15 protein-coding genes are annotated in these 23,854 nt (G+C 72.7%); 4 read left to right on the forward strand and 11 right to left on the reverse strand.

All coding sequences use genetic code 11. The features are described 5' to 3' along the window. Positions 1-36 precede the first annotated feature (36 nt). The 7 genes from FLL47_RS19005 to FLL47_RS19035 all read right to left on the reverse strand — a co-directional run bounded on the left by FLL47_RS19005 (position 37) and on the right by FLL47_RS19035 (position 8,924). The gene (locus tag FLL47_RS19005) at positions 37-1,035 is read right to left on the reverse strand and encodes a glycoside hydrolase family 26 protein (protein WP_144121862.1); all 999 of its coding nucleotides are present in this window, start codon (positions 1,033-1,035) and stop codon (positions 37-39) included. A gap of 1 nt (position 1,036) precedes the next feature. Continuing rightward, positions 1,037-1,789, reverse strand: a complete 753-nt coding sequence (locus FLL47_RS19010; protein ID WP_144121863.1) for a class I SAM-dependent methyltransferase — start codon at positions 1,787-1,789, stop codon at positions 1,037-1,039. Positions 1,790-1,848: 59 nt separating this feature from the next. Beyond that, entirely contained in the window at positions 1,849-3,474 is a 1,626-nt protein-coding gene (locus FLL47_RS19015) for a lipopolysaccharide biosynthesis protein (protein ID WP_246158201.1), read from the reverse strand. A 52-nt stretch (positions 3,475-3,526) separates the two neighbouring features. Then, positions 3,527-4,399, reverse strand: coding sequence for a sulfotransferase family protein (locus tag FLL47_RS19020; RefSeq protein ID WP_246158204.1), 873 nt, complete (start codon positions 4,397-4,399; stop codon positions 3,527-3,529). A gap of 101 nt (positions 4,400-4,500) precedes the next feature. Continuing rightward, the gene (locus FLL47_RS19025) at positions 4,501-5,757 is read right to left on the reverse strand and encodes a hypothetical protein (RefSeq protein ID WP_144121864.1); all 1,257 of its coding nucleotides are present in this window, start codon (positions 5,755-5,757) and stop codon (positions 4,501-4,503) included. A 30-nt stretch (positions 5,758-5,787) separates the two neighbouring features. Continuing rightward, positions 5,788-7,218, reverse strand: coding sequence for an O-antigen ligase family protein (locus FLL47_RS19030; RefSeq protein ID WP_186315794.1), 1,431 nt, complete (start codon positions 7,216-7,218; stop codon positions 5,788-5,790). Next, on the reverse strand, positions 7,215-8,924 hold the full coding sequence (locus tag FLL47_RS19035) for a lipopolysaccharide biosynthesis protein (protein ID WP_246158207.1): 1,710 nt from the start codon (positions 8,922-8,924) through the stop codon (positions 7,215-7,217). The genes FLL47_RS19030 and FLL47_RS19035 overlap by 4 nt, the downstream gene beginning before the upstream one ends. Before the next feature lie 257 nt (positions 8,925-9,181). Here FLL47_RS19035 and FLL47_RS44765 point away from each other — a divergent pair, with 257 nt between their 5' ends. Further along, on the forward strand, positions 9,182-11,782 hold the full coding sequence (locus FLL47_RS44765; RefSeq protein ID WP_144121865.1) for a glycoside hydrolase family 26 protein: 2,601 nt from the start codon (positions 9,182-9,184) through the stop codon (positions 11,780-11,782). A gap of 44 nt (positions 11,783-11,826) precedes the next feature. Here the strand turns inward: FLL47_RS44765 and cysC are convergent, their stop codons facing one another. The 3 genes from cysC to FLL47_RS19055 all read right to left on the reverse strand — a co-directional run bounded on the left by cysC (position 11,827) and on the right by FLL47_RS19055 (position 17,364). Next, positions 11,827-13,347 carry an adenylyl-sulfate kinase gene (gene cysC, locus FLL47_RS19045; protein WP_246158209.1) on the reverse strand — a complete coding sequence of 507 codons (1,521 nt, stop codon included), beginning with the start codon at positions 13,345-13,347 and terminating at the stop codon, positions 11,827-11,829. 200 nt (positions 13,348-13,547) lie between these two features. Next, positions 13,548-16,358, reverse strand: coding sequence for a phosphoenolpyruvate carboxylase (ppc, locus tag FLL47_RS19050; RefSeq protein ID WP_425457723.1), 2,811 nt, complete (start codon positions 16,356-16,358; stop codon positions 13,548-13,550). A gap of 232 nt (positions 16,359-16,590) precedes the next feature. After that, positions 16,591-17,364 carry an SDR family oxidoreductase gene (locus FLL47_RS19055; RefSeq protein ID WP_144121866.1) on the reverse strand — a complete coding sequence of 258 codons (774 nt, stop codon included), beginning with the start codon at positions 17,362-17,364 and terminating at the stop codon, positions 16,591-16,593. Between the two features lie 282 nt (positions 17,365-17,646). Between FLL47_RS19055 and FLL47_RS19060 the strand changes: the two genes are divergently transcribed. From FLL47_RS19060 to FLL47_RS19070, 3 genes are all read left to right on the forward strand, one after another. Then, positions 17,647-18,099 (forward strand): hypothetical protein, encoded by a 453-nt coding sequence (locus FLL47_RS19060; protein WP_144121867.1) that lies wholly within the window; start codon positions 17,647-17,649, stop codon positions 18,097-18,099. 219 nt (positions 18,100-18,318) lie between these two features. Then, positions 18,319-21,918 (forward strand): transcription-repair coupling factor, encoded by a 3,600-nt coding sequence (gene mfd, locus FLL47_RS19065; RefSeq protein ID WP_144121868.1) that lies wholly within the window; start codon positions 18,319-18,321, stop codon positions 21,916-21,918. 20 nt (positions 21,919-21,938) lie between these two features. Continuing rightward, entirely contained in the window at positions 21,939-22,400 is a 462-nt protein-coding gene (locus FLL47_RS19070) for a methylated-DNA--[protein]-cysteine S-methyltransferase (protein ID WP_425457724.1), read from the forward strand. Positions 22,401-22,568: 168 nt separating this feature from the next. Here the strand turns inward: FLL47_RS19070 and FLL47_RS44770 are convergent, their stop codons facing one another. Beyond that, complete coding sequence (locus tag FLL47_RS44770) at positions 22,569-23,747, reverse strand: hypothetical protein (RefSeq protein ID WP_144121870.1); 1,179 nt, start codon at positions 23,745-23,747, stop codon at positions 22,569-22,571. Positions 23,748-23,854 lie beyond the last annotated feature (107 nt).

The following is a 23,854-nucleotide window of genomic DNA, read 5'->3' on the forward strand; positions in this document are numbered from 1 at the left end:
CCGTATGTCTTTAAGAGTTGCGGCCGGAGGTCAGCGTCAGCGCCCGGGTGTGGGGCGGGTGAAGTGGGGGTCCCGGGCGGTGGTGCGGAAGGCGGCCAGGGGGGCGGGGTCGGGGCGGAGGGCGAATTCGCCGGCGGGGGTGCGGTTGTCGGGGTTGGACTCGAAGTAGAGGACCGCCTTGATCTGGGTGTTGCGGCGGAAGACGGTGGTCGCATCGCGGAGCCAGGCGGCGCGCTGGGTCGCGGTCCAGGCGCGGGAGACGCCGTACTCGCCGATCATGATGGGGTGGGGGCGGGCGGCGGCCCAGCGCAGGAACGGTTCCAGCAGCTTGCCCAAAGGGACCAGTTCGGAGCCGGCGTACACGTCGACGCAGGTCCAGTCGACCTGGTCGTCGCCGGGGTAGAAGTCCTGGGCGCGGCCGGAGGCGAAGCCCTCCTCGGTCGGGCACCATACCCAGGACACGTTGTCGGCGCCCTCGGCAGCGAACAGGGCGCGGGTGTGCCGCCAGGCGGCGACGTACTCGTCCGGCGAGCCGACCTCGGCGACCAGGTTGGGCCGGTCCATCTCCCAGCGCAGCCGCAGCAGCACGGGCACGTCCAGCTCGCGCGCCTGGCGGGCGTGCTCGCGGATCTCGTCGTCGTGGTCGCCGAGGACCACCTCGGCGCTAGGCCCGCCGGTCCAGCTGAACATCAGCGTCGTCCCGGACTTCAGGAAGGTCCGGTCGGAGCTGGTGCCGAACTCCTCGCGCAGGCGGCGGTACGTGTTGACGACGTCGAGCCGGCGGCCCAGCTCCTGCTCGAACTCGGCGACGCCGGTGACCCGGCCGGCCTGGGTGAGGCTCTCGGGGCGGACCCACGCGCCCAGCAGCGCGCCGGTCGCGGGGGCGGCGACCGGCCCGCCCGCCGCGGCGGGCGCGACGGGGGAGCCGGGCGGCGGGGACACCGCGATGCCGCGGTCCACCGGGGGAGGGGAGCCGCACGTGGCCAGCGTGGCGACGGCGGCCACCCCGGTCAGGATCCGCAGCAGGCGGGCCATGTCAGTCGACGGTCCGGGTGCGGCGGGCGACGTACAGCACGTTCACGGCCCAGGTGCCGCCCCAGCCGGTGCGGGCGACGAAGTCGTCGACGAGCTTGGCCAGGGTGCGCAGCCCGCGCCGCCCGTACCAGCCCTGCGTGAACAGCGCGAAGCCGCGCTGCTCGACGATGGTGAAGCCGTGCCGGTCGAGCAGTTCGGCGACCTCGGTGTGGTCGAGCTCGGCGAACCAGGGCGAGCCGGTGTGCCGGGCGTGGCGCAGGTGGCGCAGCGAGTGCCGGTTGCCGTGGTTCTCCACCACGAGCAGGCCCGCGTCGTAGTTGGGCAGCACCTTCGCGGCGAACGCGATGGCCCGCTCGCGTACGTCGTTGTCGACGTTGAGCAGCAGCCGGAAGATGGTGACCAGGGCGGGGACCTCGGTCGGCACGGGGTCGGGCACCTCCCCCTCGGCGGCGACGTGGTGCAGTTCGGCGTACGCGCCCACCTCCTCGGCCTTGGCCAGCATCGCCGCCGACGTGTCGTAGCCGTGCGCGCCGCGGACCAGGCCGTGCAGGATCCGGATGGCCCGGCCCGTGCCGCAGGCGAAGTCGTGCTGCACGGGGCGGCGGTAGGGGAACGCCCGTTTGGCGAGCCGGCGCAGGTAGGCGCGTTGGCGCCGATTTATCGCCGAGGCGTAGCTGTCCGGGGCGTATACGACGTGCTCGTATTTCTCGACCGTCGCCTCGTCCTGGAAGATCTCGGTGTAGTCGGCGCGCATGCGGTTCGTGTTCCTTTTCTTCTCTGAGTGGTGCTGTCGGTGCTCTAGCTCCGCTACCCCTACGGAGCGGCCTTGATGTTGTTGCGGCGACCGGGACGGGCCGCGGCGAGCAGTGCCGGGAGTGCCAGCCGGTCCTGGAAGCGGCGCAGCCCGCCGAAGTAGACCCCGGCGGCCAGCACCAGGGCGGCGCCCGCGCCCAGCGGCTGGCTCGGCATGACCAGGCGCGCCAGCCAGGGCAGCACGCCGAAACTGCCGGCGGCCAGCGCCATCGCGGTGCGCGTGCCGGGTCCGAACGGGTGCAGCCGCAGCGAGGTGGCGAGCTGGGCCAGCGGTAGCAGGTTGTTCACCGCGACCGCGGCGGCCAGGCCGATCGCGGCGCCGACCACGCCGAGCCGGGGGATCGCGACCAGGTCGATGGCGACCATGGTGACCAGGGCCAGCAGTACGTTCATCAGGTTCCAGGTGGTGCGCCCGGCCATGGACAGCACCATGTCGACCATTCCGCAGCCGGTGCTGATCAGCATCGCCGCGGCCAGCACCCGCACCGCGGGGGCGGCCGAGGTGTAGGACGGGCCGAACAGCCCCAGGTACAGGTCGGCGTAGCAGGCCACGATGAGGTGCAGCGGCCAGCTGATCATCACGAGCCAGGCGGTGGCCGTCTGGTAGAGCCGCAGCGCACCCTCCCGGTCGCCGACGGCGAGGGTCTCGGCGAGCCGGGGCTGCACCACCTGCGCGATGGAGCCGTTGGCGAGCTGTCCGAGCACGACGAAACGACCGGCCACGGCGTACGCGGCAGCCGGGGCGAGTCCGGCCAGCCCGGCGACCATGAGCACGTCGACCCGCTGCAACGCGGTCTGCGCGGCGTTGGCCAGCGCGCGGGGGGCGGTGTAGCGCCAGAACGCGCGGCCCACGGTGCGCCCCTCGATCCGCGCGGCGGCCCGGTCGCGGCGGGTCAGCGTCGGCTCGGAGTGCCAGCGCCGCCACACCAGGAAGCCGGCGATCGCGGCCCCCGGCACGTACGGCAGCACCCAGGCCAGCGCCCAGGTGGACGGCGGCGAGACGATGTCGGACAGGGCCAGCACGGCCAGCGAGCCCACGCACAGCAGCTGGGTGGCGGGCCGCATGATCTTCTCGAGCAGCACCGTGGGGCGCATCATGCGGTAACCGCGGGTCGCCGCGAGCAGCGCCTCCGACAGCGCCGCGACCGGCAGGAACAGGGCGAGCATGGTGAGCGGGGCGGCGTACTCGGGCACGAAGTGCGCGGCGGTGAGCCATACCGCGATGCCCAGGGCCAGGCCGAGCACCGCGACCGGAACCAGCCCGCTGCGCAGGCACGGTCCGATCAGCTCGGGCCGCCCCTGGGCCCGCAGCCGAGCCGGCCAGTAGACCAGCGCCGTCGTCGTGCCCAGCCGGGCGACGCCGCCGACCAGTACGAACGCCGCGGTGGCGGCGAAGAAGGAGCCCGCCGCCGACGGGCCCAGCCCGCGGGCGACCAGCCAGGTGACGCCGACCCCGGCCACCGCGGCCAGCGCCGCGCCCGCGAGGTTGGCCACCCCGCCCCGGGCGAACCCGGAGATGCCGCTCGGGTCGTCCGGCGGGTTCCCGCCCGTCTGGGTCCGCGTGGGCGCGGCCTGGTGCGGCGGCCCCACCGGTGCGGCAGGCGGTGTGCTCAGCCGGCCGGTCACGGGCGCACCTCGCCGCGTTCGCGGACGTTCGGGCACGTCCGGCTGCTGACGATCATGCGCGCCAGCTCGGCTTGTGGCCCAGCCAGCCGGCGAGCTCGGCGTCGTGCGGCGCGTAGTGCGCGGTCAGCTCGGCGCGCAGCCGGGCCGGCATCGGCGCGCTGCGGGGCCGGGCGTTGTGCTGCTCGAACTCGGGGTAGCTCAGCTGCGGCAGGCCGAGGAACGCGAGCACCTCGTCGTAGGTCGGCCGCGGGTCGGCGAAGAAGCGCTCGCTCTCCACCACCAGGATCCGGTCGCGCCCCACCTGCTCGGACAGTCGCCGCAGGTAGACGGCGTACTCGCCGCGTGAGCGGTAGCCGTGGTGCTGGTGCGAGAAGGAGTAGGCGTGGTGGTCGGCCAGCAGCCGCTCGCGCTGGCCGCGCAGCCGGGCCGGTTCCAGGTCGAGGGCCTGCGCGAAGTCGGTGACCGTCTCGAAGCCCCGCGCGACCTCGTGCGCGTGCTGGGAGTAGGCCCGCTCCACCGGGTCGCGGACCAGCACGATCAGTTTGACGTCGGGCAGGTCGCGGGCGATGCGCGCGCCCGCGTGCGGGTGGTAGAGGTAGTACGGGCTGGACTCGAAGGTCTGCGGCGGCACGCCCAGTTCCCGCTCGACGCGGGCGGCGGTGCGGCGGAGCGGGAAGTGCCCCTGATACCAGGCCCGGCCGCGGTGGTAGCTGGTGTCGAAGTAGTGCACGCCCTTGTGCAGCACCGCCTTGAGCACGGCGGGGTGCGCGGCGAGCGCCCGGTACAGCGAGGTGGTGCCGCACCGCTGACCACCGCAGATCAGGAACGACGGCAGCATGCGCGCACCCGAGGTCATCCAGCCGACCGAACGGGAGCCGATGTGGACCACCCGCTTGACCGACTCGGGCACGTTCGACGTCTTCACTGGCTCTCCATGGGCGGGTTGGCGCGGGTCCTGCTCCGGATCTTGCGCAGTCGGCGCCGCCAGGGCGACATCGACCGCACAGGATCCGGAGCGGGGATCATCTAGAGGGACCGGACCTTGCGGATCAGGACCGGCAGCAGCCAGGTGCCGGTCACGCCGAGGCGGGCGCCGGCCTCGGCCTGGCGGTCGCTGAGGTATCGGGTGGCGAGGTCCACCAGGTACAGCAGCGCGACGATCTCGGCGCTGCCGGGTGCCACGTCGAACGGCGCGAGCAGCGCCGCAGCCTGCCGCACCGTGGACTCGACCGCGGTCTGCGCGTCGACCCCGTCCTGGATCTGCCGCTGCAGCTCGAAGTGCACGGCGTCGAAACCGAGCGGGACGCCGGGGGTGAACCGTTCCCAGTCCCAGATCAGCAGCGCCCCGGCGACGTTGGCCATGTTCCACGGGGCCCAGTCGCCGTGCCACGCGCCGTAGCGCAGGTTCAGCTCGGCGGCGTGCTCGACCAGCGTGCGCGCGGCCTCGAACAGCTGCGACACCTCGGTCGCGGCCCGGCCCGAGCCCTCCGGGGTGTCGGCGACGAGCTGGCACAGCCGGTTGCGCAGGTCCGCCCAGTACGGGCTGGTGGCCAGCCAGCCCTGGGTGAGTCCGCAGGCGCCGGCGACCTCCGCCATCGCGCGCTGCAGGCGGGCGCCGGACAGCGGCACCCGCGGCTCCCATACCGGCAGCGCGGACTGCACCAGCACCTGCATGCCCCGCCACTGGCCGGCGTGCAGGATGCTCGGCACCACGATGTCGGGCAGCTGCACGTGGGAGAGCGCGGACAGGGCCGCGGTCTCGGCGCGTACCAGCCGCCGGGTGAGCGGCCCGACCCCGAACTTGGCGAAGCCGATGGTGCCGCCCCGCGGGTCGAGCAGCTGCAGCACCGGCTTGCGGTTGGCCCGGACGGGTCCGATATGGATGCTGACCTGCAGCGGGGTGCCCAGCGCCGCGGACAGGAAGTGGTCGACGGTGTCCGTCCCGCCGTCCGGGGAGGTCAGCCGGACCCGGTCGCGGATCAGCGTGGACCACGCGCCCGAGCGCAGCGCCATGGCGACGGCGTCGCGCTTGAGCCGGCCCAGCCGGCCCTGCGGCTCGCTGAAGCGGCGCACCGCGGCGGCGGCGACCCGGCGTGAGCCGGCGGGCACCAGCAGCTTGCACCGCCGGGCGTCGGGGATCGCGAGGTACTCGACCACGCGGCGGCCCTCGGCGGCGGTGGAGCAGCCCGGGTAGAGCAGTTCCAGCACCTCGCGCAGGTACTGCCCGCGCAGCTGCGCGTCACCGGTGTCGACCTGCCCCGCGGCGGTGCCGATCGCCGTCACGGGGTGTGCCCGTCTTCGCTGCTTCGCACGTCAGCTCCTCCGCTGGTGTCCGTTATGTCCCACGGACTCAACGGAGCTGGACGCGATCTGGAAGCGGGAGTTGCGCCACAGCACCACATATCCGAGGAACGTGAACGCCAGCGGCGTGACGAGCGAGTTGTACCAGAGCGCGGCGATGAAGGAACCCGCGATGGCGGCCGAGGCGGCCAGCCCGAGCGCGGAGCGGTCACGGCGGAAGCGCCACAGTGCGTATCCGAAGAAGCCGAAGTAGGTCAGCGTGCCGGCCAGGCCGTGTGCGTACAGCAACTGCCACAGCTGGCCGTTGCCGCCGACGGTGAAGTTGCCGCAGCGCTCGCAGGCCGCCGACTCGCCGACCGCGATCGACTGCCGACCGCCCTGGGTGCTGCGGGTCGATCCGAAGCCGAGCACCGGTGACTCGGCCGCACCGGACACGGCCCGCTCGGTGAGGAACATGCGCACCCCGTTGGACTTGCCGTTGTCGAGGCGGCGCTCGATGACCCCGCCGAGCGGGGTGGTGGCCAGGGCGACGGCCAGCCCGGCCAGCACCACGCCCAGGGCGACGAGTGCCCGCAGCCGTCCCGCGAGTGCCTGACGCACCGCGATGAAGACCGCCGTCGCCCCCAGGCCGATCCACAATCCCCGGTTCAGCGAGTGCACCACCGGCACCACCGAGACGGCGAGCAGGCCGACGGCCAGCAGCCGGGTGCGCGGCCGGCTCGGGTAGGCGAACACGGCGGCCACGAACCACACCACGAGCAGGCAGAAGTTGTTGCCCCAGGTGTTGGTGTAGCCCCAGGGCGCGGCCGGGCGCGGCAGCGGGTCGCCGACCAGGTCCATGATCTGCGCGGCGTACGGGTGGACCAGCGACTTGACGAAGCCCTTGCCGCGGACGCCGTCGGGCAGCAGCAGCTCCACCGGCGAGGTGAACTCGAAGTGCCCGGCGAACGTGCCCAGCAGCCCGCCTGCCACGGTGACCGCGAACATCCAGCCGAGCAGGTTCACCAGCCGCCGCTGCGGCAGCACGGCCGCGGACAGGTTGCCGGCGTACACCAGCAGCACCGTCAGGGCGAGGTGCTGGACCAGCTTGTAGACGGGTGCGGTGATGCGGTCCGCGAAGGTCGCCGTGAGCGTGCCCTCGGGGTCCACGTCGAGCACGCCGAACCCGACCACGGTGACCGTGCAGAAGGCCAGCCACAGCCAGAACGCGGGCGGCAGCCGGACCGGCAGGCCCTGCGTGTGCCGCCGGTAGAGCTGCCAGGCCATCGGCACCGCCATGAGCGGGAAGATCAGCACGCCGAGACCCAGCGCCCACCACAGCGGATAGAGCGCCAGCAGCGAGGTCAGCGGCCAGGCAGGCCCGAACAGCAGCCGGGGGCGGGCCGTCGCGGCGGCCGGCGTGGCGACGCCGTCCGAAACGCCGGCCCGGAGGGCGAGGCTCATTGCCGGTGGGCCTCGTCCAGCTCGGTCAGGGCCGAGGCGTCCAGCGGGGCCAGCATGATGGTCTGCTCGTCGGCGTGCGGCTTGTGGCCGTTCGCGACCGCCTCGACGGGCTCCTCTTCGCCGCCGAGCAGCGGGCGGCCGGCCGGCTCGATGGGCGTGGTCTCGCCGGCGGCGGCGGACGTGGTGCGGCGGGCCCGGTGCGGCAGCCGCGGCATCATCACGCCACCCAGCAGCGGCGTGCCGACCCGGCGCAGCTGCTCGGCGGCGTCGGCGACCTCGGGACGGCTGGTGCGCCGGGTCTCCACCGCGAGGATCGCGGCGTCGGCGAGGCTGGCCAGGCTCTGCGCGTCGGCGCTGGCGGAGGTGGAGGGGGCTTCGACCACCAGGTAGTCGGCGTGGGCACGCAGCGTGGTGATGATGTCGCGCAGGGCGTGCGACTGCAGCATGCCTGCCGCAGTGGCGGTGCCGCCGGTGGTGATGACATGCAACGAGGGGGTACGCGCCGCGCGCTGCGTCGACTCGGCCAGGCTGACCCGGCCGGCCAGCACCTCGGACAGCCCCGGGGTCGGCGCGACGCCGACGAGCCGGGCCAGCGGCGCGGCCTCGGTCAGCGAGTCGGGCAGCTGCGCGCCGATGAGCACGACCTCCGCGCCGGTGCGCGACAGCGCCGCGGCGAGGTTGGCGGCGACCAGGGTCGCGGCCGGGCCGCGGCTGGCGCCGGTGACCACGACGACCTGCTCGCCGGGGCGGAACGCGGCGACGACCTCGTTGCGCAGCCGGTTGAAGGCCCGCCCGCCGGGGCTGAACGGGGTGAAGATCTCGGTGCAGCCGGTGCCCTTGCCGGGCACCGCGCCGAGCACGGCCACGCCGCTGCGGACCAGGTCACGCCCGGCCCGTACGCGCCGGTCGAGCCGCTCGCGCAGGGCCGCCACGCCCAGGCCGGCCAGCAGCCCGAGCAGCGCGCCCGCGGCGTAGTTGACCGCCGCGGTCGGCTTCACCGGGCGGCTCGGCACGCGGGCCTCGCGGATCACGGTGCCGGCGCTGACGGTCTCGGTGGCCAGCTGGTTCACCTTGTTGTTGAGCTGGTTGATCTGGGTCACCGTGGTGTCGCGCTGGCTGTCCAGGGTGGCGTAGTTCGAGCTCTTCGGGCTCGCGTCGGAGAGCTTGCCGTTGATCTTGGTGAGGTCCTCGGTGAGGTCCTTGATCTTGTCGCGCAGCGCCGCGGCCTGGCGTTCCAGCTCCGCCTTGGCGTTGCCCTCCCGGTTGGCCAGGTAGGACTGCGCGAACGCCTTGGCCCCGGCCTGCGCCTCCTCGGGCGCCCCCGCCGCGTAATTGATCTGGAGCACGGCGGTGTTCGGCGGCACCTCGACCGAGACCGCGCCCGCGAGCACGTCGACGTCCTCGCGCTGGAGCACCTTGGCGGCCCCGGCGACGACCGCGGTGGAGCGCATCAGCTGCGCCTCGGTGTCCAGGTTGATCTCGTCGCGGGTGCGCCCGCCGGCGACGTTGGCGTCCAGGCCGGCCGGTCGCACCAGCACCGACGCCGTGGAGACGTACTCGCGCGGCAGCGATTCGTTGTACGCCGCACCCGCGGCGGTGCCTGCCAGTGTCAGCAGTACGGCGATCCACCAGTGACGGGCGATCAAACCCAGGTAGTCGCTCATGTCGTACGACGAGGGGGGTGGCCCGGCGTATGTCGCGTCCACGGCGTGTGGCCCTTCTCCGGCGTTGTTGCGTCCGGTGAGGTCAACGGTCCGGCGGTAACGACGTAACTCGGCATATCGGCCGATACACCGCGAACTACTGTTGGTGCAGGTGAGAGGGCCTGTCGGTAACTAAGCGTCAGTAAGCGCGTTCTTCGGCGAAAAGCTCGCAAACAAGACACAACGGTTATGATGCCCCTGAGGGTACGCAGAATCGGACAGAAATCTGAGTGCCTGCTTTCGGGGGAAGGGGCGACCTGATGAACAGGACGCGTTTCGGCATCGCGGTCACCGTCACCATGTCCACGCTGGCCTCGGCCGTGCTGCTGGGTCTGGTGGCGGGGCGGTTGTCCGCGCCACCGACGCGGGTCACCGTGTCCGAGGACTCGTACACGATGAGTACCCAGCCCGGCGTCACCGCCGGCGGCCGGCTCTACCTCACCGCGGGTGGGGTGGGCGGCGGTGCGGCGGTCAGCTACCTCAAGTTCGACGTCAAGCTGCCGACCGGCCGCCAGCCGAAGAAGGTCTGGCTGTGGCTCGGCCGGCACAGCGGCCCGCTGCCCCGGCTGGTCGAGCTGACCAGCGTCCCCGACACCCGCTGGCGGGAGGGCACCCTCACCGCCGCCACCGCGCCGCGGCTGGGCAGCGTGGTGGGCAGCGTCGCGCCCGGCCGGTTCGACCGGGCAGTCGCCTTCGACGTCACCCGCGTCATCCGCCGTTCCGGCCGGTACGCCTTCGCGGTCACCGCGCCGAGCAGCACCGAGATCGCCCAGTTCGTGGCGGGTGAAGCCGGTGCCGAGAGCACCACCACCGGCCCGCCGACCATCACCTTCGAGTGGCAGGCGCCCGCCTCGCCGACTCTGCCGCCGCTGGTCGACCAGCCCACGATCGCGCCGAGCCCGTCCGGGACGCCCGAGCCGGAGCCCACCGTGACGCCGTGGCCGGGCACGACGTTCGACCCGAGCGCGACGCCCATGCCGTCCACCGCGCCCGAACCGTCGATCCCGGCCGACCCGGTGACCGACCCGAGCCCGGTGCCGACCGGCACCTACGCCACCGACCCGGTCTACGAACCCGAGCCGAGCCTGCCGGACCCGAGCGCCGCGCCGACCGACCCGGGCCAGCCCGGCGATCCCGGCCCGTCGACCGGTCCCGAGCCCGGCACCGAACCGGTCCCCAGCACCGAGCCCGGCCAGCAGCCCAGCCCGGACCCGGCCACCGAGCCGAGCCCCGATCCGGGCACGCAACCCGGTGACCCGGGCACGGAACCGGGACCCGGCACCGAGCCCAGCGCGGGCCCCGACCCGGGCACCCCGCCAGGCCCCGACCCGGGCCCCGGCACCGAACCCGGCCCTGCGCCCGGCCCTGGCCCTGGCCCGGGCCCCGACCCCGGCCAGCCCGATCCCGGCACCGAGCCGGGCCCAGAGCCGAGCCCCGGCTTCCCGCCGGTGACCGACCCGACCGAGCCGCCCGTGACCGACCCGACCGAGCCGCCGGTCACGGACCCGACCGAGCCGCCCGTGACTGACCCGACCGAGCCGCCGGTCACGGACCCGACCGAGCCGCCCGTGACCGACCCGACCGAGCCGCCGGTCACGGACCCGACCGAGCCGCCCGTGACTGACCCGACCGAACCGCCGGTCACGGACCCGACCGAGCCGCCCGTGACTGACCCGAGCCTGCCGCCGGTCACCGACCCGACCGTCCCTCCGGGCACGGACCCGAGCACGCCGCCGGGCACGGACCCGAGCGCGCCGCCGGGCACGGACCCGAGCGCGCCGCCGGGCACGGACCCGAGCGCGCCGCCCAGCACCGACCCGAGCGCGCCGCCGGTGCCGGACCCGAGCGCGAGCCCGACCGTGCCGCCGGCCTCGCCCTCCCCGTCGACGGACCCGAATCTGCCGGTGGACTGCGTTATCGGGCAGGCCCTGGTGCCCACCTGCGGGGCGCTCTGGGGCGTCGCGCCGGGCGCGCACACCTCGCAGAACCGCATCCAGGCGCTGTACGAGTTCGAGCGGCGCACCAACCGCCGACAGGTCGTGTACCACGCGTACCACCGCGGCACCTCGCTGTTCCCGACCCCGGAGGAGCTGTCCATCACCAAGGACGCGCTGCACAAGCGGGTGCTGTTCCTCAACTGGAAGCCGCAGGGCGTCAGCTGGGCCGGCATCGCCCGGGGCGACGGGCGCACCGAGGCGTACCTGGACCGGCTGGCCGTACACATCCGCGGCTCGCTGCAGGACCAGTTCTTCTTCACGATGAACCACGAGCCGGAGAACGACGTCAACCCGCGGCCGGGCTCCGGGATGACCGCGCAGGACTACGCGGCGGCCTTCCGGCACGTCGTCACCGGGCTGCGGGCCCGCGGCGTGAACAACCTGGTCTCGGTGATGTGCTACATGGCGTTCGTGCCGTGGAACGTCAAGGACTGGTTCGAGGACCTGTATCCCGGTGACGACGTGGTGGACTGGGTCGCCTGGGACACCTACGCCTACAGCGACCCGGGCTACGGCTACGGCGACTTCGCGGAGATGATGAACCGCAAGTCGGGCAGCCGCAAGGACTGGCCGGGCTTCTACAACTGGGCCGCGACGTCCTTCCCGGACAAGCCGCTGATGCTGGGCGAGTGGGGGGTGTGGCACTCCCGGTCCAACCCGCAGCACCAGGCGCGGTTCTTCGACTCGGCCCGGCTGCAGCTGGAGCTTTTCCCACGGCTGAAGGCGCTGGTCTACTTCGAGTCGCCCAGCGCCGAGGAGGGCCGCAGCTCGATGATCGACATGACCTCGACCGGGCTGGCGTCGTTCCAGCAGTTCAGCAAGCATCCGGCGTTCGACATCACGACCGGACCCGTCGGCTACTGACCCCGATCGTGACGGCCCGCCCTGGTGGCGGGCCGTCACGCTGTTCAGCTGCGAGGGTTGATCCAGCCTTCTTCGCCCAGGTAGACCAGGACGCTGTCGACGGCGTCGTCGATGGTGCCCTCCGACGTGTCGAGCACCAGCTCGGCGTCTTTCGGCACCTCGTACGGGTCGTCGATGCCGGTCATCCCGGTGATCTGACCGGCCCGGGCGCGGGCGTAGAGGCCCTTGCGGTCGCGCTGCTCGCAGACCTCGATCGGGGTCGCCACGTGCACCAGCACGAAGTCGGCCCCCGCAGCGGTGGCCATGGCGCGGGCGTTGGCGCGGGCGCTGGCATACGGCGCGATCGGGCAGCAGATGGCCATGCCCCCGTGGCGGGCCGTCTCCGCGGCGACCCAGCCGATGCGGCGGATGTTGAGGTCGCGGTCGGCCTTGCTGAAGCCGAGCCCGGCGCTCAGCTCGCGGCGTACGACGTCGCCGTCGAGCACGGTCAGGCTGCGCTCGCCGGTCTCCAGCAGCGCGTCGGCCACGCCGCGGGCCACCGTGGACTTGCCGGATCCGCTGAGACCGGTGAAGAACAGCACCACGCCGCGCTGGCGGCGGGGCGGGCGGGCCTTGGACAGCTCGCGGGCCACGGCGGGCGGGGTGTGCCACTCGGGCAGCGGCAGGCCGTCGTCGAGCAGCCCGGAGATCTCCTCGTCGGTGAGCGCGATGCGCTCGAACCGCTCGGGGACCTCGTCGCGGTCGCGCCACTGGCCGTCGCGGCTGTCGTAGACGAGCTCGCGCGGGACCAGCACGCGCGGCCCGCCGCCGGACATGGTGGTGGCCGTGCCGAGCAGGTGGGTGACGCCGTACGCGGCGGCGACCCGGGCCCGGATCAGGGCGTCGGTGACCTCGTTGCCGCGGCCGGTCAGCGGGATGGCCACGATCACGGGCTCGTTCATCCGGTCGCGCGCGGCCAGCACGCAGCGCACCAGCGACTCGGAGGTGAGCCCGTCAGGGCCGGGGTGGCCGACCGGCACCAGCACCACGAGCTCCGCGTTGAGCTGGCGGGCGGCATGGTTGAGCTGGGCGAGCTGCGGGCGGTGCAGCGGCCGGTCGGCGAAGTAGCCGAGCACGCGCTGCGCGGTGAGCAGTGCCCGGACGTGGTCGGTGGGCAGCCGCAGCCGGTCGAACGGGGCCCGCCCGCCGTCGCCGTACGCGGTGACCGGCCCGGCGACGCCGCACCAGCCCTCGCGGGTCGGCCACACCTCGGCGACGTCGAGCCGCGCGATGGGCGCGCCCTCGGCGTCGGTCAGCACCAGCGGCGGGGCGTCGGCGACGTCGATGCCGTCCAGCATCCCGGCCGGCACCTCCAGCTTCACCTGCAGCGGCCAGGGGCGACCGTCGACGAGCCGGGAGGTGGCGGCCACCGACCGCAGGTCGTCCCGGCCCAGGAAACCACCGAGCGGCGCATATGCCCCGGCCAGCAGCAACTCGAGGTCGGACAGCTCGGTCGGGTTGGGGGTCCACGTGGGGGCACCACGCAGCGCCTCGTCGCCGATCACCCGTTCGCTCCGCTCGCTCACGTCTGCTCCTGCCTCCCCAGCGCCGGCACCGCAATCGCGACGCTCCGCTGTCGCCCATGACCGACAGGTGACAAGTGTGGCAGCAGCGCGCACCGCGGTCGAGTGCATCACGCCCATGATGAGATCGTGCCGCGGTTTCGGCGAAGTAACACCTGCCGATATGTCCGGTAGGTGCAACTTCGCCGAAACATTCGGTCCATTCAGCCTGTGTTTCGCATCCCGGCGGCGATGCCGTTGACGGTGGTGAGCAGTGCCCGCTCCAGCGTCGGATCGGTGGTGGGGGCGCGGCGGCTGCCCGGCGCGGTGACCCCCGCCCGGCCGGCCAGCCCGGCGTCGCGATACTGGCGCAGCAGCGCGACCTGCAGGTGGTGCAGCGGCTCCAGGTAGGAGTCGCGCACCCCGAGCGTACGGTTCAGCACCGGCTGCGACTCCAGCAGCGCGGACTCGCCCGTGATCGCGAGGACCTCGGCCACGCTGCGCTCGTACTCGTCGGCGATGCTGTCGAAGATGGGCAGCAGCGGGTCCGGCACCAGCGCCTGCACGTAGCCCCGAGCGATGGTGAGGTCGGTCTTGGCCAGCATCATCTCCACGTTGGACAGGAACGTCCCGAAGAAGTGCCAGCGTTCGAACATCTCCCGCAGGTCGTCGCCCAGGCCCGCCTCGCGGGCGGCGCGCAGGCCGGTGCCGACGCCGAACCAGCCCGGCACGATCTGGCGGGACTGGGTCCAGCCGAACACCCACGGGATGGCGCGCAGGCCGCCCAGGCCCGCGCCGGAGTCGGGCCGCTTGGCCGGGCGGGAACCGATGTTCAGCGCGCCCAGCAGCTCCGTCGGCGTCGCCGCCCAGAAGTACTCCGGCAGCTGAGGGTTCTCCACCAGCTCGCGATACTTCACGAAGGCGGCGTCGGAGACCACGGTCATCGAGCTGTCCCACTTGGCCAGCGCCTCGTCGGGCTGGCGGGGCGTGGTGTGCAGCAGCGTCGCCTGCAGCACCGCGGCCACGGTCAGTTCCAGGTTCTCCCGGGCCAGCGCGGGCAGCGTGTACTTGTCGCTGATGACCTCACCCTGCTCGGTGACCTTGATCGCGCCGTCGAGCGTGCCGTACGGCTGGGCCAGGATCGCCTCGTGGGTGGGGCCGCCGCCGCGGCCGACCGTGCCGCCCCGGCCGTGGAACAGCCGCAGCCGTACGCCGTGCTTGGCGGCGACGTCGCGCAGCGAGCGCTGCGCCTTGTGGATGGCCCACTGGCTGGTGGTGATGCCGGCCTCCTTGTTGGAGTCGGAGTAGCCCAGCATCACCTCCTGCACGTCGCCGCGCGCCCGCACCAGCGCCCGGTACGGGGCCAGGCTGAGCAGCTCGTCGAGGATCTGGCCACCGGCCCGCAGCTCGGCCACCGTCTCCAGCAGCGGCACGAAGCCGATCGAGGCCCGGGGCGCATGGGGGTCGACCAGGCCCGCCTCGCGTGCCAGCACCGCCGCGGCCAGCACGTCGTCCACCCCGCGGGTCATCGAGACGATGTACGACTCGACGACGTCCTCGCCGAAGCGCTCCTGCGCGGTGCGGATGGTGCCGAACACGTCGTAGGTCTTGCGGGCCGAGTCGGTCAGCGGGCTGTCCGCGCTCGACAGCGGCCGCCGCCCGGTGAGCTCCTTGGCCAGCAGCGCGATGCGCTCCGCCCGGCTCAGCGAGGCGTAGTTGGTGACCTCGCCGACCTGCGTGAAGAGCTGCGCCAGCACCGCGTGGTGCGCGTCGGCGTGCTCGCGCACGTCCATCGTCGCCAGGTGCAGGCCGAACGCGCTGACCGTGCGGATCACCGAGGCGAGCCGGCCCACCGCGGTGAGCTGCCCGGCGTTGCGGGCCAGCGAGGCCCGCATCAGCTCCAGGTCGGCGACCAGGTCGCGGGTGCCGCGGTAGTCGCGGCCGGGCACGTGCTCGGTGCCGTGCGCCAGCCGGGCCCGGGTGTTGGCGAGCTTCGCCCGGATGCAGCGGGCCTTGAGCCGGTACGGCTCCTCCGCGTTGACGCGGCGGAAGCGCTCGTTGACCTCGCCCAGCGCGTCCAGGTCCTTGGCCAGGCTGGCGGACAGGTCCAGGGACACCCCGCGCAGCCGGCGCGACACCGAGACCTCGTTGATCAGGTGCTCCAGCGCGTTCTCCACCGCCCGGATGCCGTGCTCGTGCTGCAGCAGCAGCACGTCGCGGGTGACCGTCGGGGTGACGTACGGGTTGCCGTCGCGGTCGCCGCCGATCCAGGTGCCGAACGTCAGCGGGCGGGTGGTCGGCGCGGTGTCCACCCCGAGGCGCTTGAGCGTCTCGGCGAGGTCGTCGAGCACCTGCGGGGCCGCGTCGTCGTAGAGGTCGCGCAGGTAGTAGACGGCGTTGCGGGCCTCGTCGGTCGGATCGGGCCGGTCCAGCCGCAGCTCGTCGGTCTGCCACAGCAGGTCCAGCAGCTCCGACAGGCGGCGGTCGTTGAGCGCGGTCTCGCCGTACAGGGCGGACGCGGCGAACTCGCCGTCGAGCTGGTCGGCGACGCCGCGCAGCTTGGTCAGGATCGAGCGGCGGGCCGCCTCGGTCGGGTGCGCGGTGAACACCGGCCGGATCGCCAGCCGCCGGGCGGCCGCCGCGATCTCGCTGGCCGGCACGTTGCGCTCGGCGATCAGCTTGGCGGTCGAGTCCAGCCAGCCGCCGTGCACGGCGCGGCGCCGGCGCAGCTCGCGCGCCCGGTGCACCTGCTCGGTGATGTTGGCCAGATGGAAGTAGGTGGAGAAGGCCCGGGCCAGCAGGGTCGCCGTGGACACGTCGAGGCCGCCGAGCTTCACGGCGGCGGTGTCGGCGTCGCTGCGTACCAGCGCCCGTACCTCCTCGACCAGGTCGAGCAGGCCGCGGCCCTCCTGGCGGGCCAGGGTCTGGCCGAGCAGGCCGCCGAGGCGGCGGATGTCCGCCCGCAGCGCGGCGTCGGCGCCGTCCGGGTCGCCCGAGGCGCCGTCGACGTCGGGGTGATAGGTCAGCTCGCTCACCGCGCTGTTCCTTCCGTGGGTACGAAGGACGGCGCTGTCCTGCGGTGGATGCTACTGCCCTGGTGGCCTATGCGGCGGTGTGACGCGGGCCATCCCATTATTCGCGATCATCTCCGCCCCACTCGCCGTCCCACTCCATGATCGCCCGATTTGCCTGGCACTTGTGCGTATCTTCAACGCGCATTCGCCCATGTGCCGGGCAAGTCGAGCGATCATGGGCGCTCGCGGAGGGTCAGGCGACGTGGGTGCCCCAGCCGCCGGCGGAGTCGACGATCTGGCCGGTGATCCACTCGGCTTCGGGGGAGCAGAGCCAGCCGACGAGTTTGGCGGTGTCGGCCGGGGTGCCCCAGCGCTTCGTGGGGAAGCGGTCGCGCACCCAGGCGTGGGTCTCCGGGTCGGCCCAGCCGGTGTCGTTGGGGCCGGGGTTGACCGCGTTCACGGTGATGCCGCGCCCTGCCAGCAGCACGGAGAAGTCGCGGGTCAGGTACTCGATCGCGGCCTTGCTCGCGGCGTACGCCAGCTCGCCGGTCATCGGGCCGAGCCGCTGGCCGGAGGTGAACAGCACGATCCGGCCCGGTCGGGCGTCGTCGTGCGCCGCGGCGTACGCCTGCACCAGCAGCATGTTGGCTCGCACGTTGACGGTCAGGTGCCGGTCGATCTCGGCCGCGGCCAGCTCGCCCAGCGGCGTCGACGTCGAGTAGGTATGGCAGGAGACCAGCGTGTCGATCGCGCCGAACCGCTCCACCGCGGCTGCGACCAGCGCCTCCGGCCCGCCGGGCGCGGTCAGGTCGAACGGCTGCCAGTGCACGTCGGGTCCGAGTCCGGCGGCGAGGTCGGCCGGGTCGCCGCCCGACAGTCCCTGCTCGCTGTCGTACGACGGATAACCGGTGATCATGACGCGATACCCGTCGGCCACCAGCCGCCGGGCCACCGCCGCACCGATGTTGACACTGCGCCCCACGCCGGTGACCAGCGCGACGGGTCGATATGCAAGATCGTTTGTCATCGAAGGAACCTTAGGGGCATCGAAGGTGCGGGGCAATGCTGTTTGTCGCCGCCGGCGGGAAGCTTGGCGGTAGGACGGCGCTGCCGGGTGCGGCCTCGATCGTGTGAGGCGTTTGTGCAGCCGGCGGCGTGTGCGGCAGAGATCCGGCAGGGTTCGGCAGCGGGTGCGCGGTCGTCCGGCAGCGCGATCCCGCACGATCGTCGTCGTCAGCCGCCCCGAACGGTCGCCACCTGCGCAGACGGGTTTGCCGGGCGGTATCTCCCCAAGGAAAGAGGAACCCCCATGCGTCGTGCGCTCGCGGCCGTATTCCTGAGCGGTGCGCTGCTCGCCACCGCCGCCTGTGGCACCGAGGCAGCCCCGGAGGCCGCGGCCCCCGACTACTCGGCCAACACCAAGACCGTCTGCACCGCGCTGGAGGACGTGCTCTCCGGCCGGACGCTGGAGAAGGACACCACCGACGCGCTGGCCAAGGCGATCAAGGGCAAGAAGACCGAGGCCGAGATCGAGAAGGCCTCGATCGCCGTCATGAAGGGCGTCTTCACCGACTGGGCGACGGACATCGAGGCGGAGGCGGCGAAGGCCGAGGACCCGCAGCTCGAGGCCGACATCAAGGGCTTCGCCGGCGCGCTCAAGGCCGAGGTGAACAAAATCAAGGTCGTGGACGACGCCGACAAGGTCATGGACGGCGCCGCCGTGACCGCCGCCGGCGAGAAGCTGGACAAGTACTGCGCCTGACGGCAGGCTCCGCGTTCCGCCCGCGAACCGCGCCCGTCCGCACCAGGACGGGCGCGGTTCGCGTCTGGTGATCCGGCCCGGTGCCAGCTGCCGAGTCCGGCACGACCCGCCCGGCCGGCCGCGACCGCGTCAGGGGCGTAAACGGGTCGGGGGTCAGGAGTAGGCTCGACGACGAAACCCCGTACCTGCCTGGTTGCGGGGCTTTCGCCGTGGTTTGCCATGGCCCGTGCGCACCGGGCGGGAAGGCGCTTACCCGTGAACCTCACCGGACTCCTCCAAGCGGCTTCGGCCGATCCCGCGCTGGCCCGGGCCACCGAACTGGCCCGCACCGAACCCCAGCTCGACCTGACCGCCCCCACGTCGGCCCGCCCGTTCCTGGTGGCGAGCGCGGCCCGGCAGCGGCCGGTGCTCGTGGTGACCGCGACCAGCCGGGAGGCCGAGGACCTGGCCGAGGCGCTCGCCGAGTTCCTCGATCCGGCCATCGTGGCGGTGTACCCGGCCTGGGAGACGCTGCCGCATGAGCGCCTGTCGCCGCGCTCGGACACCGTCGGCCGGCGGCTGGCCGTGCTGCGCCAGCTCGCGCACCCCGAGGGCCGCCCGCTGCGGGTGGTCGTCGCGCCGGTGCGCAGCATGCTGCAACCCCAGCTCAAGGGCCTCGGCGACCTGGAACCGATCGACCTGCGGCAGGGCACGGTCGCGCCGCTGGACGAGCTGACGCACACCCTGCACGATCTCGCGTACGCCCGGGTGGATCTCGTCACCAAGCGCGGCGAGTTCGCGGTGCGCGGCGGCATCCTCGACATCTTCCCGCCGACCGACGAGCACCCGTCGCGGGTCGAGTTCTGGGGCGACGAGGTGGAGGAGATCCGCACCTTCGCCGTGGCCGACCAGCGCACCATCGCCAAGGTCGACCGGCTGTGGGCGCCGCCCTGCCGGGAGCTGCTGCTCACCCCGGACGTGCGGGAGCGGGCCGGCCAGCTCGCCGCCGAGCACCCCGGCCTGGAAGAGATGCTGACCAAGCTGGCCGAGGGCATCCCGGTCGAGGGCATGGAGTCGCTGTCCCCGGCGCTGCACCAGGGCCGGGACTCGATGCAGCTGCTGCTGGACTGCGTGCCGGGCGACTCGCTGGTGCTGCTGGCCGACCCCGAGCGCATTCGCACCCGCGCCCACGACCTGTTCCGCACCTCGGAGGAGTTCCTCGAGGCCAGTTGGGCGGCCGCCGCCGAGGTGGCCGGGGTCAAGGCCCCCATCGATCTCGGCGCGGCGACCTTCAAGACCCTGGCCGAGGTACGACAGCACGCCGCGCAGTTGAACATGCACTGGTGGACGGTGTCCCCGTTCGGGCTGGTCGCCACCGAGAAACCGGTCGACGAGCCGTGGCTGGACACCCCCGACGTGCACGTCGCGCCGGACACCGGGGCGGTGCTGACCTGGTCCGCGACCCAGCCGCCGGTGTACCACGGGGACACCGCGAAGGTGATCGCCGACGTGAAGGGCTGGCTGGCCGACGGCTGGCGGGTGGCGCTGATCTTCGAGGGCCACGGCCCGGCGCAGCGTTCGGTCGAGGTGCTGCGCGACGCGGGTGTCGGCGCGGTGCTGGCCGAGCAGATCGCCGAGCTGCCCGAGCCGGGGCAGGTAGTGGTGAGCTGCGGCCGGCTGCGGCTGGGCCTGGTCGACGAGGCCGCGAAGCTCGCCGTGCTGACCGGGGCGGAGATCTCCGGCGGGCGCGGCACGGGCAACCGCGAGCTGGGGCGGATGCCGTCCCGGCGGCGCAACACCATCGACCCGCTGGAGTTGCGGGCCGGCGACTTCGTCGTGCACGAGGCGCACGGCATCGGCAAGTACGTCGAGCTGGTCCAGCGCAAGGTCAACGGCGCGGACCGGGAGTACCTGGTCATCGAGTACGCCGCCAGCAAGCGCGGCCAGCCCGGCGACCGTCTGTTCGTGCCGACCGACGCCCTCGACCAGCTCTCCCGCTACGTCGGCGGCGAGCAGCCCACGCTGCACAAGATGGGCGGCGCGGACTGGCAGAAGGCCAAGGCGCGCGCCCGCAAGGCGGTCCGCGAGATCGCCGCGCAGCTGATCCAGCTCTACGCCGCCCGGCAGGCCGCGCCGGGCCACGCCTTCGGCCCGGACACCCCCTGGCAGCGCGAGCTGGAGGACGCGTTCCCCTACCAGGAGACGCCCGACCAGCTGTCCGCGATCGAGGAGGTCAAGTACGACATGGAGAAGCCGGTCCCGATGGACCGGCTGATCGCGGGCGACGTCGGCTATGGCAAGACCGAGATCGCGGTGCGGGCGGCGTTCAAGGCGGTGCAGGACGGCAAGCAGGTCGCCGTGCTGGTGCCGACGACGCTGCTGGCGCAGCAGCACTTCAACACGTTCTCCGACCGGATGGCGCAGTTCCCGGTGGTGCTGCGGCAGCTGTCGCGTTTCGCCACGCCGAAGGAGGCCGAGGAGACGCTCAACATGGCCGCCGAGGGCCGCGCCGACATCATCATCGGCACCCACCGGCTGATCCAGAAGAGCACCCGGTTCAACAAGCTCGGCCTGGTCATCGTCGACGAGGAGCAGCGCTTCGGCGTCGAGCACAAGGAGCGGCTCAAGGAGATGCGCACCAACGTGGACATGCTGACCATGTCCGCGACGCCGATCCCGCGCACCCTGGAGATGTCGATCACCGGCATCCGGGAGATGTCCCAGATCACCACGCCGCCGGAGGAGCGCCACCCGGTGCTCACCTACGTCGGGGCGTACGACGACAAGCAGGTCGCCGCGGCCATCCATCGTGAGCTGCTGCGCGACGGTCAGGTGTTCTACCTGCACAACCGGGTGGAGACCATCGACAAGGCGGTGCGCCGCATCCGGGAACTGGTGCCCGAGGCGCGGGTCGTCGCCGCGCACGGCCAGATGGGCGAGGACGCGCTGGAGAAGGTGATGGTCGGCTTCTGGGAGAAGGAGTTCGACGTCCTGGTCGCCACCACCATCATCGAGTCCGGCATCGACATCCCGAACGCGAACACCCTCATCCTGGAGCGGGCCGATCTGCTCGGCCTGGCCCAGCTGCACCAGATCCGGGGCCGGGTGGGCCGCGGGCGCGAGCGCGCGTACGCCTACTTCCTCTACCCACCGGAGAAGCCGCTCACCGAGCACGCGCACGAGCGGCTGGCCACCATCGCCCAGCACACCGAGCTGGGCGCGGGCATGTACGTGGCGATGAAGGACCTGGAGATCCGCGGCGCGGGCAACCTGCTCGGCGGCGAGCAGTCCGGCCACATCGAGGGCGTCGGCTTCGACCTGTACGTGCGCATGGTCGGCGAGGCGGTGGCGCAGTTCAAGGGCGGCGGCGTGGCCCAGGAGGAGGCGCCCGAGGTCAAGATCGACCTGCCGATCGACGCGCACCTGCCGCACGACTACATCGACTCCGAGCGGCTGCGCCTGGAGATCTATCGCAAGCTCGCCTCGGCCCGTGATGAGGTCGCGCTGCAGGAGGTGGTGGCGGAGCTGACCGACCGCTACGGCGAGCCGCCCGCACCGGTGGCCAACCTGGTCGCGGTCGCCAAACTGCGGATGACCGCCCGGGCGTACGGCCTGACCGAGATATCGCTGCAGGGCAAGCACGTGCGGTTCGGCCCGCTGGAGCTGGCCGACTCCAAGCAGCTGCGGCTCAAGCGCTACCACCCCGACTCGGTCTACAAGACGGCGAACTCGCAGGTCAGTGTGCCGACGCCGATGACCCGACGGGTCGGCGGCGAGCCGCTGCGCGACCAGGCGCTGCTCGACTGGTGCGCCCAGCTGCTGAAGGACGTGCTGGGCTGATGGGCCCGCGGTGGACGGTCGTGGACACGCCCATCGGGCCGCTGAGCTGTGCGATCGACGACATCGGGCTGTGTACGGTGCAGTTCGGCGCGCTCGACGTGGTGCAGGACGTCGACCCGCTGCTCGACGACATCGCTGAGCAGCTGCGCGCCTATTTCACGGGCGAGCTGGTGGAGTTCACCCTGCCCGTGTCGATCCGCCGCGGCAGCGACTTCGAGCGGGCGGTCTGGGCGGAGCTGTCCCGCATCCCGTACGGCGAGACCCACACGTACGGCGAGGTGGCCCGCGCGGTCGGCGAGCCGGACGCGGCCCGCGCCGTCGGGATGGCCTGCAACCGCAACCCGGTGGCCGTGGTGGTCCCGTGCCACCGGGTGGTCGGCGCGGGCGGCAAACTCGTCGGCTTCGGCGGCGGCCTGCCCCGCAAACGCCAACTCCTCGAACTCGAAGCCCGCGTCCGCATGGAACACGACTGGCTCGCCTGACCCGCCTGCGGCCTCCGGCCGATCGCCCGTCCTCATGATCGCTCGACTTGCCCGGCACATGGGCGAAAGCGCGTCCAAGATACGCACAGGTGCCAGGCAAGTCGGATGATCATGGGGGCGGGCGGCCGCGGATGCGGCCACCCCTTCGGCGTGCGGGGCTCGGGCGGGTCAGGCCCGCTTGCGGTGGGTGACGGCGGCGATGGCGGCCCAGCCGAGGGCGAGCACGGCGAAGCCGTAGCCGAAGGCCGGGTAATCGATCGGTGGAGCGCCGATGAAGAAGTCCTGGACCCAGGTCGCGCCGGCGGTGGCTGCGGTGGCGACGGCCGCGCCGAAGACGGCGGCGACCAGGGCGAGGGCGAGTCCGGTCGGGGCCTTCGCGGCGGTGACGCGCTCCGGGCCGGCCTGCTTCGGGATCAGGCCCTTCCCCCCGCGGGACCCGGCGAAGGCGAGGAAGACCAGGTCGATCGCGATCGCGCCGGCCAGCAGCAGCAGCGGCGGGATGGACTTCGGGAAGCCGGTGCCGGCCAGCAGCCCCCAGACGACCACGCGGTATGCCAGGTAGGTGGCGGTGATGGCGGTGGCGGTGAAGCGGGCACCGACGAAGGCGCGGGCGGCGACCAGGGTGAGCAGTGCCGCGCCGGTGATCCAGGCCGGGTAGACCCAGGAGTCGACGGGCAGCGCGAAGCCGGTCACGGCGAGCTCGTCGACGGGGCGGCCGATCTGGTCGGCGGCGAACTTCAGCAGGATCGGTTCGGCGGTCGGTGCGCCGGCCTTCCACGACTCCAGTGAGAGCACGCCGTACTCCTGGTGCTGGCTGGGGAACAGGACGTTCTCCAGGAAGAAGCCCCAGATGAAGGCGCTGATCACGGTGCGGGTCCGGCTCGGCGGGGTGGAGATCCAGTAGCCGCGGGCGACGCCGAGCAGCATGAACGCGGTGCCGATGTACAGCAGGGCGTGGCTGGCGCTCCAGGCGGTGATGTCCAGTCCGTTGATCTTGTGGTTCAGGATGTCGATCGGGATGGCCACCAGGAACGTCGCCGTGCCGCCCACCATCAGGCGCTTCGCGAGCCTGTCCACGCCCACGTCGTGGTAGGCCTGGAACAGCACCAGCGCCACCACGATGACCGTGCCCGCGGTGTTCAGCAGGTGCGGCGGGGCCAGGTCGTCGCGCAGCCACTTGAAGTGCCACGACATGTCCCAGGTCGAGCCCAGCATCTTCAGCGCGAAGGCGACCAGCCAGAGCCGGTAGACGGCGGCGACCACCGCGGGGCCCTGAGCTGCGTCGGGCCCGCTGCGGGCCAGGCCCACCCAGCCCGAGGTGGTACGAGGAAGCGTCTGCGTCGTCACGGGCGGAATTCTGCCGTGTCGGAGGGGGTCTACGCGCCCTCCGAACACCTGAATCCACCCTGAGATCTCCCCGAGTCGCCGTTCGTGAGAGAGTGGCGGCGTAAGCG

Source organism: Catellatospora sichuanensis (assembly GCF_007483665.1).
Taxonomy (GTDB): domain Bacteria; phylum Actinomycetota; class Actinomycetes; order Mycobacteriales; family Micromonosporaceae; genus Catellatospora; species Catellatospora sichuanensis.